The organism is Bradyrhizobium sp. DOA9 (assembly GCF_000617845.2).
GTDB lineage: Bacteria > Pseudomonadota > Alphaproteobacteria > Rhizobiales > Xanthobacteraceae > Bradyrhizobium.
This window is the reverse complement of record NZ_DF820425.1, coordinates 5400847-5419841: the sequence shown is the minus strand read 5'-3', so window position 1 is coordinate 5419841 and position 18995 is coordinate 5400847. Positions and strand designations below refer to the sequence as shown.

At 65.1% G+C, this 18995-nt stretch carries 19 protein-coding genes; 5 read left to right on the top strand and 14 right to left on the bottom strand.

Translation table 11 applies throughout. From position 1 onward, the window contains the following. Positions 1-29: 29 nt before the first annotated feature. Positions 30-185, top strand: coding sequence for a hypothetical protein (locus BDOA9_RS39035; protein WP_192859609.1), 156 nt, complete (start codon positions 30-32; stop codon positions 183-185). Between the two features lie 16 nt (positions 186-201). Here BDOA9_RS39035 and BDOA9_RS25420 read toward each other — a convergent pair whose 3' ends face one another. Beyond that, on the bottom strand, positions 202-1491 hold the full coding sequence (locus BDOA9_RS25420; RefSeq protein ID WP_025036775.1) for a DNA polymerase IV: 1290 nt from the start codon (positions 1489-1491) through the stop codon (positions 202-204). Next, the gene (locus tag BDOA9_RS25415; RefSeq protein WP_025036774.1) at positions 1488-1799 is read right to left on the bottom strand and encodes a DUF3572 domain-containing protein; all 312 of its coding nucleotides are present in this window, start codon (positions 1797-1799) and stop codon (positions 1488-1490) included. Before BDOA9_RS25415 ends, BDOA9_RS25420 begins: the two co-directional genes overlap by 4 nt. Before the next feature lie 241 nt (positions 1800-2040). Here BDOA9_RS25415 and BDOA9_RS25410 point away from each other — a divergent pair, with 241 nt between their 5' ends. Both BDOA9_RS25410 and BDOA9_RS25405 read left to right on the top strand, forming a co-directional pair. Continuing rightward, positions 2041-2406: a response regulator gene (locus tag BDOA9_RS25410; protein ID WP_008566616.1), complete on the top strand. Its 366-nt coding sequence runs from the start codon at positions 2041-2043 to the stop codon at positions 2404-2406. Positions 2407-2420: 14 nt separating this feature from the next. Next, on the top strand, positions 2421-3794 hold the full coding sequence (locus BDOA9_RS25405; protein WP_025036773.1) for a PleD family two-component system response regulator: 1374 nt from the start codon (positions 2421-2423) through the stop codon (positions 3792-3794). A 274-nt stretch (positions 3795-4068) separates the two neighbouring features. On the opposite strand, the gene BDOA9_RS25400 is transcribed toward BDOA9_RS25405, so the two are convergent. From BDOA9_RS25400 to BDOA9_RS25390, 3 genes are all read right to left on the bottom strand, one after another. Further along, entirely contained in the window at positions 4069-4737 is a 669-nt protein-coding gene (locus BDOA9_RS25400; RefSeq protein ID WP_025036772.1) for a transposase, read from the bottom strand. Between the two features lie 47 nt (positions 4738-4784). Then, on the bottom strand, positions 4785-5093 hold the full coding sequence (locus BDOA9_RS25395) for a transposase (protein ID WP_025036771.1): 309 nt from the start codon (positions 5091-5093) through the stop codon (positions 4785-4787). A 160-nt stretch (positions 5094-5253) separates the two neighbouring features. Next, positions 5254-5859, bottom strand: coding sequence for a TetR/AcrR family transcriptional regulator (locus BDOA9_RS25390; protein ID WP_025036770.1), 606 nt, complete (start codon positions 5857-5859; stop codon positions 5254-5256). A 131-nt stretch (positions 5860-5990) separates the two neighbouring features. On the opposite strand from BDOA9_RS25390, the gene BDOA9_RS25385 reads away from it, so the two are divergent. Continuing rightward, positions 5991-7223 (top strand): MFS transporter, encoded by a 1233-nt coding sequence (locus BDOA9_RS25385; protein ID WP_025036769.1) that lies wholly within the window; start codon positions 5991-5993, stop codon positions 7221-7223. 24 nt (positions 7224-7247) lie between these two features. Here the strand turns inward: BDOA9_RS25385 and BDOA9_RS25380 are convergent, their stop codons facing one another. After that, positions 7248-8156 carry a LysR substrate-binding domain-containing protein gene (locus tag BDOA9_RS25380; RefSeq protein ID WP_025036768.1) on the bottom strand — a complete coding sequence of 303 codons (909 nt, stop codon included), beginning with the start codon at positions 8154-8156 and terminating at the stop codon, positions 7248-7250. A gap of 107 nt (positions 8157-8263) precedes the next feature. Here BDOA9_RS25380 and BDOA9_RS25375 point away from each other — a divergent pair, with 107 nt between their 5' ends. Then, positions 8264-9637, top strand: a complete 1374-nt coding sequence (locus BDOA9_RS25375; RefSeq protein ID WP_025036767.1) for an FAD-binding oxidoreductase — start codon at positions 8264-8266, stop codon at positions 9635-9637. An 83-nt stretch (positions 9638-9720) separates the two neighbouring features. On the opposite strand, the gene BDOA9_RS36895 is transcribed toward BDOA9_RS25375, so the two are convergent. The 8 genes from BDOA9_RS36895 to topA form a co-directional block, all read right to left on the bottom strand. Beyond that, a complete protein-coding gene (locus BDOA9_RS36895; protein WP_340162398.1) occupies positions 9721-10050 on the bottom strand; it encodes a DUF3551 domain-containing protein in 330 nt (109 codons plus the stop codon). Continuing rightward, positions 9981-10211: a DUF3551 domain-containing protein gene (locus BDOA9_RS25370; protein WP_025036766.1), complete on the bottom strand. Its 231-nt coding sequence runs from the start codon at positions 10209-10211 to the stop codon at positions 9981-9983. The genes BDOA9_RS36895 and BDOA9_RS25370 overlap by 70 nt, the downstream gene beginning before the upstream one ends. 358 nt (positions 10212-10569) lie before the next feature. Then, on the bottom strand, positions 10570-10737 hold the full coding sequence (gene rpmG, locus BDOA9_RS25365; RefSeq protein WP_007603295.1) for a 50S ribosomal protein L33: 168 nt from the start codon (positions 10735-10737) through the stop codon (positions 10570-10572). A 207-nt stretch (positions 10738-10944) separates the two neighbouring features. Beyond that, positions 10945-12270: an LLM class flavin-dependent oxidoreductase gene (locus BDOA9_RS25360; RefSeq protein WP_025036765.1), complete on the bottom strand. Its 1326-nt coding sequence runs from the start codon at positions 12268-12270 to the stop codon at positions 10945-10947. 175 nt (positions 12271-12445) lie between these two features. Then, positions 12446-13198 carry an NUDIX hydrolase gene (locus tag BDOA9_RS25355; protein WP_025036764.1) on the bottom strand — a complete coding sequence of 251 codons (753 nt, stop codon included), beginning with the start codon at positions 13196-13198 and terminating at the stop codon, positions 12446-12448. 27 nt (positions 13199-13225) lie between these two features. Further along, a complete protein-coding gene (locus BDOA9_RS25350; RefSeq protein WP_025036763.1) occupies positions 13226-13666 on the bottom strand; it encodes a DUF983 domain-containing protein in 441 nt (146 codons plus the stop codon). Further along, complete coding sequence (gene rnr / locus BDOA9_RS25345) at positions 13660-16008, bottom strand: ribonuclease R (protein WP_025036762.1); 2349 nt, start codon at positions 16006-16008, stop codon at positions 13660-13662. The genes BDOA9_RS25350 and rnr overlap by 7 nt, the downstream gene beginning before the upstream one ends. A gap of 20 nt (positions 16009-16028) precedes the next feature. Then, entirely contained in the window at positions 16029-18785 is a 2757-nt protein-coding gene (gene topA / locus BDOA9_RS25340) for a type I DNA topoisomerase (protein WP_025036761.1), read from the bottom strand. Positions 18786-18995 lie beyond the last annotated feature (210 nt).

Below are 18995 nucleotides of genomic sequence, written 5' to 3'. Positions count from 1 at the left end.
TCCACTCGGGTCACTGCGAAGAGGCTCAAATGAACGTCGTCATTCGAAAGCTCAACGGCTTGTGGCACCTCATCGTCGGGTCTTGTCAGATCCGAACGCCGTTCCAGGAAACTCAGGATCGGCAGTTGGTCGTTCAGTATGCCAGGCGGGCCTATCCGGGAGCACGGATTTTCGAACGCGACTGAGTCGGGCAGGATTGGATCACTCCTGCGACTTCTCCGGGCCCTTATAGGCGATGCCGCGGATCACCGCGGCGCTGCCGAACTTCTTACGCAGGCTGTCCACCGCGCGTTCGGCGTGGGCGGCGCGGCGGTCGAGCATGTCGGTGTCGTCGATCGCCGAGCCCTCGCGCAGCGCGCTGACGCCGGCGCCCATCAGACGAAAGGCGGTGCCGTCGATTTCCTTGGCCAGCATCTCGCGGCAGATCGAGAATATCTTTGCGGCGAGCTGCGTCGGGGCGGCGATCGACTGCGAGCGCGTGCGCTGGCGAAAGTCGGCGGTTTTCAGCTTCAGCGTCACGGTGGAGCCGGCGAGCTCGCTGCTCTTCAGGCGCGACGACGTCTTCTCGCAGAGCCGCCACAGGATCTTCTCCAGCGTCGCGAAGTCGCGGATGTCGGTCTCGAACGTGGTCTCGCTGGAGATCGTCTTGGCGCCGCGGTCGGGCTCGACGCGGCGGTCGTCGATGCCGCGCGCGAGCCGCCACAGCCGGCGGCCGTCGCTCGGAAACTGCCGCATCATCTCGATCTCATCGGCCTTCTGCAGATCGGCGATGATGCGGAAGCCGCGCTGCACCAGGCGCTCCTGCGTGGCGGGGCCGACGCCGAAGATGAAGCCGACCGGCTTTTCCGCCAGCATCACGCGCGCTTCCTCCTGGTCGAGCGCGGCAAAGCCGCGCGGCTTGTCGAGGTCGGAGGCGATCTTGGCCAGGAACTTGTTGCAGGACAGGCCGACCGAGACGGTGATGCCGATGTCGCGCTCGACCTCGCGGGCAAAGCGCGCCAGCACTTTTGCGGGGATCATGCCGTGCACCCGCTCGGTGCCGGAGAGGTCGAGAAAGGCCTCGTCGATCGAGAGCGGCTCGACCAGCGGCGTCAGCGCCTGCATGGCCTCGCGCACCTCGCGGCCGACGCGGACATACTTCGCCATATCCGGGCGGATCACGGTCGCATGCGGGCAGGCTTCCAATGCCTTGAACATCGGCATCGCCGATCGCACGCCATAGGTGCGCGCGATGTAGCAGGCCGCCGACACTACGCCGCGCTTGCCGCCGCCGATGATGACGGGCTTGTCGGCGATCCCGGGATTGTCGCGCTTCTCGACCGTCGCGTAGAAGGCGTCGCAGTCGATATGGGCGATGGTCAGGCCGGCGAGCGAACGGTGGCGAACGAGGCGAGGGGAACCGCAGGCGGAGCAGCGCCGCACCCCCACATCGAGGTCGGCCAGACAATCCCGGCAGAAGCAGCGGGGCCTGGCCGGCTCTGGAACGCTCACGGCACGTCGCGCTCCCAGGAGGGGTCGCCGAGCGCATCGCCGAGGACCTGCCGCGCCGCGGCAACGTTGGTCGGATGCAGTTCCGCAGAGCTGGCAAAGGCCTTCACGGTGTCGTCATCGCGCAGCACGAAATCGAGCACGCTGAGGAGGAAATTCGGGTCCGAGGCGGCGTTGCGCAGGGTCTCCGGACCGACCCCCGTCTCAGCCAGGAACAGACCCAGCCGCTCAGGCTCGCTCGCGACGAAGGACAGGGCCTGAATCGCAACGATTTCAGCGACTTCGCGGGGGTTGTGAACAGGCTTTTTCACGGGGACGGTTTGCCTTTCCGTTAACTTTCGGTCTCTAATTTGGAATCATCATGCCCGAGTCTCGTGCTCAAGTCTTCCGGCCCCGACAAGCAACTGGAAACCACATCGCAGAAAGTGGAGCCTCGGGCTTAACGAAACTCAAGCGAATCTGCGGCTAGTTTGAATCCAGTTTTCGAAACGCCGGGAAGCGGCGTCTGAGGCGTCACATGCACCGGTCCTTCGGACCAATCAGGAGGGCGGGATGGCTAAGACCGTCCTGATCGTGGAAGACAACGAGCTCAACATGAAGCTCTTCCGCGACCTGTTGGAGGCGCACGGATACCAGACCTCCGGCACCAGCAACGGCTACGAGGCGCTCGACCTCGTGCGCAAGATGCGGCCCGATCTCGTGCTGATGGACATCCAGCTGCCGCAGGTCTCCGGCCTCGAGGTGACGCGCTGGATCAAGGACGATCCGGAGCTGCGTGCCATTCCCGTCGTCGCGGTCACGGCGTTCGCGATGAAGGGCGACGAAGAGCGCATCCGCGAGGGCGGCTGCGAAGCCTACTTGTCCAAGCCGATCTCGGTCGGCAAATTCATTGAGACGGTCCGGCGTTTTATCGGATAGGAAGTGAGTACACAGTGTCCGCGCGTATCCTCGTCGTCGACGACGTTCCCGCCAACGTCAAGCTGCTAGAGGCCCGCCTTTCCGCCGAATATTTCGACGTGATGACCGCCGCGAACGGCACCGAGGCGCTGGCGATCTCGAGGCGCGCCGAATGCGACATCATCCTGCTCGACGTGATGATGCCCGACATGGACGGCTTCGAGGTCTGCCGCCGTCTCAAGACCGATCCGGCCACGCACCACATTCCCGTCGTGATGGTCACCGCCCTCGACAGCCCCGCCGACCGCAATCGCGGGCTGGAAGCCGGTGCCGACGACTTCCTGACCAAACCCGTCTCCGACGTCGTGCTGATCGCGCGCGTGCGCTCGCTGACGCGGCTGAAGATGATGACGGATGAGCTGCGCATGCGCGCCATCACCTCGCTGGAGATCGGCATGCAGGCGCCCGAGCGCAGCGCCATCGCCGACACCGGCAAGGGCGGCCGCATCCTGCTGGTCGACGACCGCCAGTCCTCCTATGAGCGGCTGGCGACGATCCTCGCCGCCGAGCACACCATCGATGTCGAGCCGAACCCGACGGAGGCGCTGTTCCACGCCGCCGAGGGCAATTACGACCTCTTGATCGTCTCGCTCGACCTCAACAATTTTGACGGCCTGCGCCTGTGCAGCCAGGCGCGCTCGCTGGAGCGCACGCGCCACGTGCCGATCCTCGCCATCGCCGACCCCGAGAACTCGACGCGGCTGCTGCGCGGGCTCGAGATCGGCGTCAACGATTATCTGCTGCGCCCGATCGACAAGACCGAGCTCTTGGCGCGCGCCCGCACCCAGATCCGCCGCCGCCGCTACACCGATCATTTGCGCGACAACGTGCAGAACTCGATCGAGATGGCGATCACGGATGCGCTCACCGGCCTGCATAATCGCCGCTACATGGAGAGCCATCTGGCGACGCTCGCCGAGCAGGCCGCAACCCGCGGCAAGCCGCTGGCGCTGATGATCCTGGACATCGACTTCTTCAAGTCGATCAACGACAATTACGGCCACGACGCCGGCGACGACGTGCTGCGCGAGTTCGCGGTGCGCGTGCGCAAGTCGATCCGCGGCATCGACTTGGCCTGCCGCTATGGTGGCGAGGAGTTCGTCATCGTGATGCCCGAGACCGATCTCCACGTCGCCGGCATGGTCGCCGAGCGCCTGCGCCGCTCGATCGCGGGCGAGCCGTTCGCGATCCACAAGGGCGCCAAGCGCATCGAGGTCACGATCTCGATCGGCCTCACCACGCTGGAGCAGAAGGGCGAGGCGGTCGCCGACGTGCTGAAGCGCGCCGACACCGCGCTGTATCGGGCCAAGCACGACGGCCGCAATCGGGTAGTGTCGCACGCGGCGTGAGGGCCGCCTGCACAAAGTTGCGAAAACAACCCCATGCACAGTAGCCGGCGCGAGCGGGATCAATGGGTTATGCGGGTGGCGCGATGGCTTGCGCCGGCGGCAGCGTCATTTGACCCGTCGGGCAAAACAGGAGCATATTGGTAGGGTGGCGATATGGTCTTGACGCCTAGTCAGGTGCCGTTGCTCTCGCGACATCTTCCGCTGTCGTCCCTGCGAACTGTCACTGCAATTGTCGTGTCTCACTTCAGGGGTGCCGTCCAGTGCACTAAATAGATCAGTCCTCCTCCACGCCGGGCTTCGGCCCGCGCTTGGCCGGCTTGAGGATCCGCCCGGTCTGGCGCTCGATGCGGGCGAGGAAGCGATCGTCTCCGAGCGGGCGGCCGATGCTCTCGGCCGAACGCAGCGCGCCGAACAGATCGGCTTCGGGTTCGCTTGCCAGCAGATCGGAGAACTCGGGAAAACGATCGTGGATCGGTGCCAGTGCGGTCAGGCCATCGTCCTTGCCGCGCAAATGCGCGCGCGTGCTCGACCAGCGCCAGTCCTGCGCCCGCGGCACCAGGCGCGCCCGCACCGGATTGAGCGACACGTAGCGCAGCGCCGCCGCAAGATGCTCTTCGTCCATGGCGACAGCACCGAAACGGCCTTGCCAGAAATGTCCGGTGCGCTTGCGGCGTGCCTGGATGGCCCCGGCGTAGCTGCGGTGCACGCGCGCAAGCGCCCGGCGCAGCCCATCGGGATCGGACGGCACCAGGATGAGGTGCACGTGGTTGGGCATCAGGCACCAGGCCCACACCTCGACGTCGGCGGCTTTGCAGTTCGCCGCGAGCAGGTCGCGATACAGCGCATAGTCGCCGTCCTCGAAGAACGTGCGGGCGCGGCCATTGCCGCGCTGGGTGACATGGTGGGGGTGACCGGGGATGACGACACGAGCAAGACGAGCCATGCCGCATCATTGCCCGCGAAACCGGGCGGCGTCAATTTAGTGCACTGTCACCGTAATATCCAGAAATGTCCGGTGCGCTTGCGGCGTGCCTGGATGGCCCCGGCGTAGCTGCGGTGCACGCGCGCAAGCGCCCGGCGCAGCCCATCGGGATCGGACGGCACCAGGATGAGGTGCACGTGGTTGGGCATCAGGCACCAGGCCCACACCTGGACGTCGGCGGCTTTGCAGTTCGCCGCGAGCAGGTCGCGATACAGCGCATAGTCGCCGTCCTCGAAGAACGTGCGGGCGCGGCCATTGCCGCGCTGGGTGACATGGTGGGGGTGACCGGGGATGACGACACGAGCAAGACGAGCCATGCCGCATCATTGCCCGCGAAACCGGGCGGCGTCAATTTAGTGCACTGTCACCGTAATAGCGTGTTTTGGCGGCCCGAGGTGGGAGCCTGCGGCGGACGTCATGCCCGGGCTGGCGCGAAGATTGCCGACGATCGAGGCAGTCTGATTGGGACGGCGGCGTTTATTGCGGCGTGGACTTGCGTCCCTTCACCGGCGTCGCATCACCACCCACATCCACGCCCGCATTGCGCAACAGCACCTTCGCCGCTTCCTTCGCGGCGCGCGCCATCGCGGGGTCGTCGCGCACGAGGTCCTGGGCGATGGAGCCGTCGACCAGCAGCACGAGCTGCGTCGCCAGCGCGTCCGCTTCCGCAACGCCGAGCTCGGTCAAGCGGTCGCGAAACCAGAGGCGGCGGCTTTCCTTGAAGGCGATCGCGATCTTCTTCACCGCGCGGTCGGCGGGGCCGAGCTCGGCGACCGCATTGACGAACGGGCAGCCGCGAAAATCCTTGGCCGCAAAGCGCCGCTCCAGCGAATCGAAGGTGGCGAGAATCTGCTCGGCGGGCGGCTTGTCGGAAGGGCGCTGAGCTACGAAGCGGCGCTCGAGATAGGCCGCGATCAGCGCGTCCTTGGATGGGAAGTGGTTGTAGAGCGTGCGCTTAGAGATGCCGACCTCGGCCGCGATGGTGTCGACGCCGATGGCGCGAATGCCCTGCAGGTAGAACAGCTTGTCGGCGGTCTGAAGGATCCGCTCTTTCATCGTCTGTGGGGCAGGCGGGGGAGCCATGCGGAGCTCAACGTCCTGTTTCGCTTGACAGCACCGGCCATCTATAGCCTAAGTACACAGGTCTGTGTACCCAAAAACATCGGCAAAAGCAGACGACGGCACGCGTGCCGCGCCCAAAAGGGAGAAGAAGAATGCCCCTGCTGCAGGTCCTGCGTCCGACCTTGCCGATCCTGATCGGCGCCTCGATCATGCTGACGCTGAGCATGGGGCTGCGGCAGTCGCTCGGCATCTTCATGCAGCCGCTGACGCAGGACATCCACATTTCGATCTCGGATTTCACGCTGGCGCTGGCCGTGCAGAACCTCGCCTGGGGCTTCCTGCAGCCGCCGGCCGGCGCACTCACCGTGCGCTACGGCTTCCGCCCGATCATGATCGCGGGCGCCCTGATGTACATCGGGGGCCTCGCGCTGATGGCAACCGCAAACGGACTTCTCAGCATCATGATCGGCGCCGGCGTGCTGATCGGGACCTCGCTCGCCTGCACCGCTGCCGCGATCGCGATGTCGGTGGCGGCGCGCGCGGTGCCTGAGACGGTGCGCTCGACGGTGCTCGGCATCGTCTCCGGCGCGGGCTCGCTCGGCGCGCTGCTGTCGGCCCCGATCGGGCAGATGCTCAACGAGGGCTTTGGCTGGCGCGTCGGGCTCGCCGGCTTCGTCATCATGTCGGTGCTGATGATTCCGGCCGCGTGGTACGCTGGGCGCGTCGACCAGGTCCCGCTGCCGAAGCCGGCCGCCGACGAGATCGACGACGCCACGGCTGTGACCGCGGCGAGAACCGCGTTCGGCAATGCCTCCTTCGTGGTGATGACCTGCGCCTATCTCGTCTGCGGCATGCAGCTCGTGTTCCTGACGACGCACCTGCCGTCATATCTCGCCATCTGCGGCCTCGACCCGATGCTGAGCGCGCAGACGCTCGGCATGATCGGCGGCTTCAACGTGCTGGGCTCGCTGTTCTTCGGCTGGGCCGGCCAGCGCTGGAACAAGCTGGCGCTGCTTGGCGGGATCTACATCCTGCGCTCGCTCGCGCTGGCCTGGTATTTCATGCTGCCGGCAAGCCCGTTGTCGACGCTGCTGTTCGGCGCGATCATGGGCTTCCTGTGGATGGGCGTCGGCCCGCTGGTCGCGGGCGCGGTCGCCGAGATGTTCGGCCTGCGCTGGCAGGCGATGATCCAGGGCCTCGCCTTCATGAGCCACCAGATCGGCAGCTTCCTCGGCGCCTACGGCGGAGGGCTGCTCTACGACGCGCTCGGCTCCTACACCATGGCCTGGCGCATCGGCGTCGCGCTCGGCCTTGCCGGCGGCATCGTGCAGGTCGCGTTCGCGCTGGTCAGGCCGTCGCAGCCGCCGGTGTTGCGGACGGCGTAGGCGAGGGCGAGCTTTGGAACCGGATCAGGTGCTCGACCGCAACCACTGCGAAAAGACCCGAATGGTCCGCGCGCGCGGATGGCTTGGCCTGCTGACCACATAAAAGCCGTAGCCGGGCAGGTTCAACGAGAATGCCTTCACGAGCGTGCCGGCGGCGAGGTCGTGTGCCACGAGTACATCACTAAAGATCCCGACGCCCTGCCCACTGATCACCGCCTCGATGGCGTGCAGTTCTTCCCGGAAACTCAAGTGCTGCAGGTCCTTGTATTGGGGCACCTCGCGCCATCTCCGCTGGGCCGCAGCGAGCCATCTCTGCCACGTCGGTGGCTCACGATCGGCCGGCGACCAATAGGAGTGGATCAGAACATGCTTTGCGAGGTCGACTGGTTTCTTCAGGCGTCCCGTTGAAAGCAAATCCGGACTGCAGACCGGCCAGAACGTATCGCTGAAGAGCTCATCGACGATCCCGTCGGTCGGCGGTACGCGGCTGGTCGCATAGCGAATGGCAACGTCACTATCTCCGGCCTGCAGATCGAGCACGGTGTCAGTGCCGATCACTTCCAGCGGCACGTCGGGATGCAACTTCCGCCACAGGGGCAGGCGGGGCACGAGCCAGCGGCTGGCGAACGCATTGGTCGTCGTCACCCGGAGGGGCTGCTGGTCACCTTCCTGCTTGACGGACGCAATGGCAGCGGCAAACGCCTCGAGCCCGCCGCGAATAGCGGGAAACAGCCGCGCGCCCGCGTCGGTCAACGACAGCGGACGTGGTCTGCGCCGGAACAGGGCACGGCCGCAATATTGCTCGAGCAAGCCGATCTGGTGGCTGATCGCGGTCGGCGTGACGCCGAGTTCTGCCGCGGCTTTCTTGAAGCTCAGATGACGAGCGGCCGCTTCAAAAGCGCGGAGTTCGATCAGAGGCGGCAGCTTGTGCATGCGGCCAGTGTAGGTGAAATCAATTCATCGTCACCTGAATTCTTCGGATTTGCTCCGAGACCGCCCGCGATCGAGGATATGGCAGGTCAAGCTGAGGAGCCCATGACATGGCCATCGCATCTGTCGCCAGCGCTGCCGCCGAACTTAGTGCCTCCTTCGGAGGAGAACTGCTCAAACCAGCGGACGAAGGCTACGACGAGGCGCGCAAGGTTCACAACGGGCTGGTCGACAAACGGCCAGCATTGATTGCCAGGTGCCGCAGTGTAGCCGATGTCGTGGACGCCGTGGCACTTGCTGCCAAGCTCGGCCTCGAGGTCGCGGTTCGCGGCGGCGGCCACAATGTGGCCGGGCGCGCAACCATCGACGGCGGGATCATGATCGACCTCTCACCCATGAAGGGGGTCCGGGTCGACGCTGTCGGCAAGACCGGCTGGGCGCAGGGCGGGGTCACCTGGGGCGAGTTCAATCGAGAAACGCAGCTTCACGGACTTGCGGTGACCGGCGGCGTGGTCTCGACCACCGGCATCGCGGGCCTGACGCTCGGCGGAGGACTGGGGTGGCTGATGGGCAAGTACGGCCTCGCACTGGATAATCTGCGGGCTGTCGAACTCGTCATGGGCGATGGCAAGATTGTGCGGGCCAGCAAGCAAGAGCAGCCCGATCTGTTTTGGGCGGTGCGCGGCGGCGGCGGAAACTTCGGGATTGCCACTAGCCTCGAATACGACCTCCATACGGTCGGGCCGATCATCACCGGCGGTCCGATCGTCCACCCTATCGAGCGTTCCCGCGACGTGCTGGAATTTTTCCGGACCAGCACGCGATCGCTCACGGACGAGCACATGCTGTTCGCATCCCTGACCCATGCGCCCGACGGGTCCGGCAGGGAGGTCGCGGCCCTGGTCACCAGCCACTGCGGTCCAGTCGCCGAGGCCGAACGAGCGATGCAGCCGCTGAAACAGTTCGGGCCTCCGATTCTGGATGCAGTCGGACCGATGACCTATTGCGAGCTCAACCGGATGCTCGACGCCAACTATCCGAAAGGCGCCTTCAACTATTGGAAGTCGAACTTCCTCACGGAGCTGAGCGATGGTGCGATTGCGACGATGATCGAATGTTTCGCCCGCTGCCCGACTCCGATGGGGCAGCTGCTGCTCGAGCACATCCACGGTGCCGCGGCCCGCGTGGGTGCCGGGGATACGGCATTTGTGCATCGGCAGGAGGGCTACAATTTCCTGATCCTCGCGCAATGGACGCAGGCCAGCGATACCAGCCGCAGCATCTCGTGGGCACGCGCGACCTATGAAAGGATGCGACCCTTCTTTGCGTCCGGACGCTATGTCAATTATCTCGATGACGACGAGACAGACGATCCCGTCGCCGCTGCCTACGGGCGGAACTACCGGCGCCTGCAGCAGATCAAGGCGAAATACGACCCTACGAACTTCTTCCGGATGAACCAGAACATCCGGCCGCTCGCCTGACCAGCGGCTGCCGATTTCTCGCTGTCATCAGGATGTAGCGATGGTTGGATCGGCACTCGGCCGGGGCCGATCATCCGCTGGCCCTAGCGGGGACGCGAGCTGCGGCCTGGCTGGAGCGGTGGTTGCACATAAGGATTATCCAGGCACATCGCCGACTGGCCTGCAGCGCTCGCTCTGCACTCGTCCCATGAACGATACTGGCAGGAAATCCATGTCATGCCGCCCCATTCCCACCTCTGAAGGCATACCGGAGCGTTGCCGGCGAACCGCTGTGCTGCGGCTAGCCTCGGCGCGCACATCGGGAGCAATGCGAAGAGGAGACAGGCAAGCGTGCGCACCACGATCAGCGCTGCCGGGGCGGAGCCGGCTGCTTGAACCTCACGCGCGGGTTCACATCGCAATACATGTTCCATCGCCCGGACGCCGACGCCAGGCATTGCTCTCGCGTCGAGTACATGCATTCGCCGGGATAGCCGAGGTGGCCGCCAAAGACGCACCAGGGATATTCACGCTCAGCCTTTGCTGCGGAAGAAAATCCGATGACCATGACGACGATGAGCAGGGCGGTGCGCATGCGATTCTCCCATCATGTCAGCCGAGCGGTTACGCAAGAGGTTCGCTCGCGAAAGATAGCCGCTCGATGATCGTGGCTCAACAATTATGGCTCAAGCGGGTTCCTTTCTCGCGCCCGAGTGTCGCAGGCAGGCGCTCGCGGAGGCGTGCGACGCGTGCTGTCGCCACATGCAGTCATTGAGCAGCCTTTTGCGACATTCCGCAGAGACGATGGGAGCATATCAGCTTGGTCTCGTTCTCTCGATGCAGCGCGGCACCTGATCGCTTGCCCCTGCGATGCGCGAGCCGAAACGACAACGGGGCCCGTCAGGGCCCCGCAAAACGCTTCAACGCTGCGCCTATCGTCTTACTTGATCGTCTTACTTGATCTTGGCTTCGCGGAATTCAACGTGCTTGCGCGCGACCGGATCGTACTTCTTCTTGACCAGCTTGTCGGTCATGGTGCGCGAATTCTTCTTGGCGACGTAGTAGAAGCCGGTGTCGGCCGAGGACACGAGCTTGACCTTGATGGTGACCGCTTTGGCCATGTTCTGAACCTCAGGAATGAAAGGAATCTGGAGCCGGCCAAACGGCCCGCGTTGGCCGGCAACCTAGCCAGAAACGGCTCGAAGTCAAGGTTTCGAAGCGTTTTCCAGCGAAGTGGGCACCGGTTCGCGTCGAGAAAACGCGCCAAAAACAACAACCTGGAGCCCCGGTAGGGGCTCTAGCCCGCAAAACCACCCAAATCGGCCCGATCAGGCCTCGAAGAACCGGTTCTTCGGCCGCCGCAGGCCCAGATTCTCCCTCAAAGTGGCCCCTTCATACTCTTTCCGGAAAATCCCGCGCCTCTGCAGCTCGGGGACGACCTTGTCGACGAAATCGTCGAGGCCGGCGGGCAGGAACGGGAACATGATGTTGAAGCCGTCGGAGCCGCGCCCGACCAGCCATTCCTCCATCTGATCAGCGATGGTTTTGGCGGTGCCGACGAAGGACAGCCCGCCATAGCCGCCGACGCGCTGGGCGAGCTGGCGCACGGTGAGCTTGTCGCGCGCGGCGAGATCGACCAGACGCTGGCGGCCGCTCTTGCTGGCATTGGTCTCGGGGATCTCGGGCAGCGGCCCGTCGGGATCGAAGGTCGAGGCATCGGTGCCGAGGATGACGGAGAGCGAGGCGATGGCGCTGTCATAATGCACGCGGCTGTCGAGCAAGGCGCGCTTTTCCTTGGCCTCATCGACGCTGTCGCCGACCACGACGAAGGCGCCAGGAAGAATTTTGAGGTGTTCGGGGTCGCGGCCGATTGTCTCCATGCGGCCCTTGATGTCGGCGTAGAGCTTCTGCCCGTCGGCGAGGCTGCCGCCGCCGGTGAACACGGCTTCCGCAGTCTCGGCCGCGAGCTGCTTGCCGTCCTCCGAGGCACCGGCTTGCACGATCACCGGCCAGCCCTGCACGGGGCGGGCGATGTTGAGGGGCCCCCGCACCTTGAAGTATTTGCCCTTGTGGTCCAGCGTATGCATCCTGGCGGGATCGAAGAAGAGACCGCTCTCGACGTCGCGCACGAAGGCATCGTCGGCGAAGGAATCCCACAGGCCGGTGACGACGTCGTAGAACTCGCGGGCGCGCCTGTAGCGCTCGGCATGCTCCATGTGATCGTCGAGGCCGAAATTCAGCGCGGCGTCCGGGTTCGAGGTGGTGACGATATTCCAGCCGGCGCGGCCGCCGCTGAGATGGTCGAGCGAGGCGAAGCGGCGCGCGACGTGGTAGGGCTCATCGAAGGTGGTCGAGCCCGTCGCAATCAGGCCGATGCGTTCGGTCACGGCTGACAAAGCCGACAGTAGGGTGAATGGCTCGAACGATGTCACCGTGTGGCTGCGCTTGAGCGCGTCGATCGGCATGTTCAAGACGGCGAGGTGATCGGCCATGAAGAAGGCGTCGAACCTGCCGGCCTCGAGCTTTCGGATCAGCGTCTTGATGTGCGAGAAATTGAAATTGGCGTCGGGCCAGGCCCCGGGATAGCGCCAGGCGCCGGTGTGGATGCTGATCGGGCGCATGAACGCGCCAAGCTTGAGTTGCCGTTGTGCCATCGCCCGGTGTCCTTTTTCATTGTCGTTCGGAAAGACATAGGTGCGGGCGGGAACTCCGCCATCGGGATGGCCGAGAAGAATTTTTTGTTTTTGGCAGCTCCTTCAGCACGTCATTCCGGGGCGCCGCGCAGCGGCGAGCCCCGGAATGACGAGATGAGGGATCGGCGCGCTGAGGCTAGCCCAAAACATCCTTCTGCATCTTGCCGCCGTAGAAATGGAAGAACGGCACCGGCGCGTCGTGGCGGAGCGGGCCGGTGGCGAGGCGGTTGTCGAGCTCGTTGAGCACGTTGCGCGTCATCGGATGCAGGTCGGCGAGCGGTTTTGAGCCGAGCTCGACCCAGACCAATTCGACCAGCTCCGCATCGGCGTGGATCACGCCCTCGACGCGATGGGTGATCGCGGAGGCATCGGCGGTGAAGAAGCGCGTGTCGAAGCGCTTGACGCGGCCGGGCGGGGTGATCGCGCGCGCGATCAGGAACAGGCCGGAGGGATCGGGCAGCAGGCCGGCATCGGCGAACGGCTTCCAGGGGCCGTCGAGCTTCGGCACCTTGCCTTCGGCCTTGCGGCCGAGGCAGAGGCCGGTCTCCTCGCAGGCCTCGCGGATCGCGGCAATGGCGAGCGATTTCGCGCGCGAGGCCGGCGTCTTCGGGCTGCCCTTGGCGAGATTGGCCTCTAACTCGGCAGTGATGGGAGCGGCGCAAGGCACGCGATAATCGGCCTTGTCGACGCGCCCGCCGGGAAACACGAACTTCCCGGGCATGAACACCACCTTGTCGTGACGCTTGCCGACCAGCACTTTCGGAACGGCCCCGCTGCGGTCGACCAGGATCAGCGTCGCCGCATCCTTCGGGCGGAAGTAGGGATGATGATCGGCTTCCTTTTCCTCGTGGACCTTTGCCTTTTCCGCAACCTGCGCAATATCCGTCATGTCCTCACCCGAACTCTTCTTATTTGCCTACACCGGCGGAATACCATCCGGAGGGTTGTCGTCAAACCCGTGCATGCGCAGAGCCCATTGCAAGCCGACCACAGCTCCCTTCACGGGCTGCAGCAGCGCAAGCGAGGCGACGAAGGTGAAGGGCAGATAGGCCGCGAAGCTGATCCAGACCGGCGTGGTGTAGTTGGTCTCGATCCACAACACGGCGGGCACCACGATGTGGCCGACGATGACGATGACGAGATAGGCGGGCAGATCGTCGGCGCGATGCGGGGTGAAGTCGAGGCCGCATTCGGCGCAATGATCGGCGGTCTTCAGGAAGGCGCGGAACAGCTTGCCTTCGCCGCAGCGCGGGCAGCGGCCGCGGAAGCCGCGTTTCATCGCAGCAAAGACATCGCGCTTCTCAATGAGGCCGCTCTCGCGCGTCCAGATCTTCGGGGCCGTGCTCATCGTCACCACGCTTTGCCCTTCTTGCCCTTACCTTTGTTCTTGCCTTTGGCATTCTTTCCCTTGCCGGACTTTTGCTTCTCCGGCTTGCGTTTTCTATCCGGGCTGCGTCCGGGATGCGGCTTGGACGATTTGCGCTGCGGACGGAGCGGCCTGCGCTCGCGCTGGCCCTTGTCGCTCTCGGACGACAGCAGCTCGAAGCGCAGCGCGCCCGCGATCGGAGCGGCCTCGATCAGGCGGACGTCGACGACGTCGCCGAGCTGGTACATGGTGCCGCTGCGGGTGCCGACCAGGGCATGGCGGCTCTCGTCATAGTTGAAATATTCCGTGCCGAGGGATCGGATCGGGATCAAGCCGTCGGCGCCAGTTTCAGCCAGTTTGACAAAGAGACCGGCGCGGGTGACGCCGGAGACGCGGCCCTGGAAGCTGGCGCCGATGCGGTCGGCGAGGTGATGGGCGATCAGCCGGTCGACGGTCTCGCGCTCCGCCTTCATGGCGCGCCGCTCGGTCAGCGAGATATGAGCGGCGACCTCGCTCAAGCTTTCCGGCGTCTCGCTGTCGGGCAGGGCGCCTTCGCCAAGGCCGAGCGCACGCACCAGCGCGCGGTGCACGACGAGGTCGGCATAGCGGCGGATCGGCGAGGTGAAATGGGCATAGCGGCGCAGGTTCAGGCCGAAATGGCCGTAATTCTCCGAGGAATATTCCGCCTGCGCCTGCGCGCGCAACACCACCTCGCTCACCAGCGGGTAATAGTCGTGGCCTTCGAGCTGGGCCAGCACGCGGTTGAACGTGGTGGGGCGCAGCGCGCCCGACTTGGCGAAGGGAACGTCCAGCGTCTCCAGGAATTCCGCGAGCGCGTGGACCTTTTCCAGCGTCGGCTCGTCGTGCACGCGGTAGATCAGCGGCAGCGATTTCTTCTCCAATGTCTCCGCTGCGGCGACATTGGCGAGGATCATGAACTCCTCGATTAGCTTGTGCGCGTCGAGACGCTCGGGGACCACGACGCGGTCGACAGTGCCGTCGCTCTTCAAGAGGATCTTGCGCTCGGGCAGGTCGAGATTGAGCGGATCGCGCTCGTCGCGCGCGCGCTTGGCACAGGCATAGGCGGCATAGAGCGGTTTGAGGATCGGATCGAGCAGCGGACCGGTGGTGTCGTCAGGCCGGCCGTCGATCGCGGCCTGCGCCTGCGCGTAAGCGAGCTTGGCCGCCGAGCGCATCAGGATGCGATGAAAACTGTGCGAGCGCTTGCGGCCGTCGGGGCCGAGCACCATGCGCACCGCCAGCGCGCCGCGCGGCTCGCCCGGTACCAGCGAGCAGAGATTGTTGGAGATGCGCTCGGGCAGCATCGGCACGACGCGGTCGGGGAAATAAACCGAGTTGCCGCGGTCGAGCGCATCGCGGTCGAGCGCCGTGCCGGGGCGGACGTAGAAGCTGACATCGGCGATGGCGACGTTGACGATGAAGCCGCCCTTGTTGTTCGGATCCGGATCGGGTTCGGCATGCACCGCGTCGTCATGATCCTTCGCATCCGGCGGATCGATGGTGACGAGCGGAACGTCGCGCCAGTCCTCGCGGCCCTTCAGATTGGCGGGCTCCGCCGCCTCCGCCTCGCGCTCGGCGGCGGAGGAGAATTGCAAGGGAATGTCGTGGGCGTAGATCGCGATCAGGCTGATCGCCTTCTCGGACTTGACCGAGCCGAGCTTCTCTTTCACCCGGCCGGAGGCGAGGCCGAAGCCGCGGCTGCGGACGATGTCGACGCTGACGAGGTCCCCGTCCTCGGCGCCGCCGGCATCGGTCCTGGCGATGTTCAATTCACGGTCGGCCATCTTCTTGTCGACGGGGACGAGCCGCCCGCCGCCTTCGGGGAGCTCGCGGAACACGCCGAGGATGCGGCTCTTGGCCTTGTCGATGACCTTGATGATGCGGCCGCGATAGGCGGGACCTTCGTCATCATCGCTGCGCTCGACGCGCAGCAGCGCGCGGTCGCCGATTCCGGCGGCGGTGCCGGGCCTCGGCCGGCGCGGCATCTCGATGAGGATCTTTGGCGGTTCGCCGTTCTCGACCTCGTCCCATTCGGCGGGAGAGGCGATCAGCTCGCCGTCGGAATCGCGGCCGGTGATGTCGGCGAGCAGCGTCGGCGGCAGCGCGTCCGGCTCGGAGACCTTGTGGCGCTTCTTCTTGATGATGCCGTCGTCGGCGAGCTCGCGCAGCAGACGCCTGAGCTCGGCGCGATCGGCGTTCTTGAGGCCGAACTCGCGCGCGATGTCGCGAGTCCCGACCTTTCCCGGATTTGCCTTGATGAAGGCGACGATGGCTTGCCGGTCGGGAAAGCCACGGTCTGTCTTTGGTTTCACTTAGCCTCTAATTCTTGATCTCAGGTCTTGCCGGCACTCTTCTTGGCCGGAGTACTCGCTGGATTCTTGGTGGCAGCTGCCTTGGTCGGCGACGTTTTTGCGGTCGACGGCACGGCGGCGCGCGCCTTGCTGGTGGATTCGGATTTGGATTTGGCCGCGGCTTTCTTCGCAGCCGGCTTCTTTGGCTTCGGCCCGGCGTCCTCGCCGTCCGCCGCCTTCTCTGATGCTTTCTTGGCCTTGGCCGGCTTTGCAGCCTTCTTGGCCTTGCCGCCGCCTTTCGCCGCGCGCTCGTCGATCAGCGCGATCGCCTGCGGCAGCGTGATGGTGTCCTTCTCGAACTCGGCGGGGATGGTCGCGTTGACGCCGCCGGCGGTGACATAGGCGCCGTAACGGCCGCTCTTCACGGTGACGGTGCCGAGGCTCGGATGATCGCCGAGCGCCTTGCCGGGATCGGCGCCGAAGCGGCGGCTCGGGCCCTTGGCGACCTTCTCCGCGATCAGCGTGACCGCGCGGTTGAGGCCGATGTCGAACACCTCGTCGCCGGCCTCCAGGCTGGCATAGGTCTTCTCGTGCTTGACGAACGGCCCGAAGCGCCCGAGGCCGGCCGTGATCGGCTGCCCGGTTTCCGGGTGCTTGCCGATCTCGCGCGGCAGCGACAGCAGCTTCAGCGCAAGCTCGAGATCGACGTCGCTGGGCGAGGTGCCCTTGGGGATGCCCGCGCGCTTCGGCTTCTCGCCTTCCTCGTAATCCTTCTGCTCCCCGAGCTGGATGTAGGGGCCGAACCGGCCGGCCTTGACCCAGACATCGCGACCGGTCTCGGGATCCTGGCCGAGCGAACGGTCAGCAGTCGCTTCGCCGTCGGCGGCGAGCTGACGGGTGTAGCGGCATTCGGGATAGTTCGAGCAGCCGACGAAGGCGCCGAACTTGCCGGCCTTGAGATTGAGCCGGCCGGTCCCGCAGTTCGGGCACTGCCTGATATCGCCGCCATCGGCGCGGGGCGGATAGATGTGCTGGCCCAGCATGTCGTCGAGCACGTCGAGCACCTGCGCGACGCGCAGATCCTTGATGTCGTCGACGGCGCCGATGAAGCCGGTCCAGAAATCCTTCAGCACCTGCTGCCAGGAGATCTCGTTGTTGGAGATGCGGTCGAGCTGCTCCTCGAGGCTTGCCGTGAAATCGTATTCGACGTAGCGGGCAAAGAAGCTCTCGAGGAACGCGACCACGACGCGGCCCTTGTCCTCGCCGTGCAGGCGCTTCTTCTCCAGCTTGACGTAGCCGCGGTCCTTCAGGACCTGCAGGATCGAGGCATAGGTCGAGGGTCGGCCGATGCCGAGCTCTTCCATACGCTTGACCAGCGATGCTTCCGAGAAGCGCGGCGGCGGCTCGGTGAAATGTTGGGTGACGGACAGGGACTGCCGCTTCAGGGCGTCGTTCGGACTCATCGCGGGCAGGCGGCGGGAATCCTCGTCCTCCTCGTCGTCGCGACCTTCCTGATAGAGCGCGAGGAAGCCGTCGAACTTGACGACCTGGCCGGTGGCGCGCAGCTCCAGCGTGCGGGAGCCCGCCTTCGCGGTGATGTCGACGGTGGTCCGTTCGAGCTCGGCAGATTCCATCTGGCTCGCGATGGTACGCTTCCAGATCAATTCGTACAGCTTGGCCTGATCGGCATCGAGCCTGCGGCTCATGCTGTCGGGGCGGCGGGTGAGGTCGGTCGGGCGGATCGCTTCGTGCGCTTCCTGGGCGTTCTTGGCCTTGGCCTGGTACTGGCGCGGGCTATCCGGCACGTAGGCGTTGCCGTAATCCTCGCCGATCACCTTGCGCGCCTGGGTGATCGCTTCGGGGGCGATCTGCACGCCGTCGGTACGCATATAAGTAATGAGTCCGGTGGTCTCGCCGCCGATGTCGATGCCCTCATAGAGACGCTGGGCGATGCGCATTGTGTGCGCCGGCGCAAAGCCATATTTGCGGCTGGCTTCCTGCTGCAGGGTCGAGGTGGTGAAGGGTGCCTGCGGATTGCGCCGCGCCGGCTTGGCGTCGACCGCGGTGACGGCGTAGGAGGCGAGTTCCAGCGCCTTCTTGAAGTCTTCGGCTTCCGCGCCGGTGCCGATGTCGAGGCGCTGGATCTTCTTGCCGTCGGCGCCGACGAGGCGGGCCTCGAAGGCATCGCCCCGCGGCGTCAGCAGGGTTGCGATCAGCGACCAATATTCGCGCGGCACGAATTTCTCGATCTCGAGCTCGCGGTCGCAGACGAGGCGCAGCGCCACCGACTGCACGCGGCCGGCCGAGCGGGCGCCCGGCAGCTTGCGCCACAGCACGGGGGAGAGGGTAAAGCCGACCAGATAGTCGAGCGCCCGGCGTGCCATATAGGCGTCGACCAGTGCGCCGTCGATCTGGCGCGGATGCTTCATCGCCTCCGAGACGGCCTGCTTGGTGATGGCGTTGAACACGACGCGCTCGATCTTCTGATCCTTCAGCGCGCGCTTCTCCTTCATCACCTCCAGCACGTGCCAGGAGATGGCCTCGCCCTCGCGATCGGGGTCGGTCGCGAGAATCAGGCGGTCGGCGCCCTTCAGCGACTTGGCAATATCGTTGAGCCGGCCGGCCGCCTTGGGGTCGACCTCCCAAATCATCTTGAAATTGGCGTCCGGATCGACGGAACCGTTCTTCGCCGGGAGATCGCGGACATGGCCGAACGAGGCCAGAACCTCATAGGACGAGCCCAAATACTTGTTGATCGTCTTGGCTTTCGCCGGCGACTCCACGATAACGATATTCATGTAGTTCCAGTAACTTACGGGGAAATCTTGGGCCGAAAGCGAAAGGATTCGGGTCGGCCGTTTCGACCCGAACATGGGTGGTGAGCGGGCCCCTGTCAAATCGCGGGGTGTTGAAAGCTGCCGCGATGGGAAAAGTTTCATATCGAAAAAGTTGCAAAATACCACCTTGGAGTTGCGGATGATGTGGGCGTAATGTCCTGTCGGGGCATG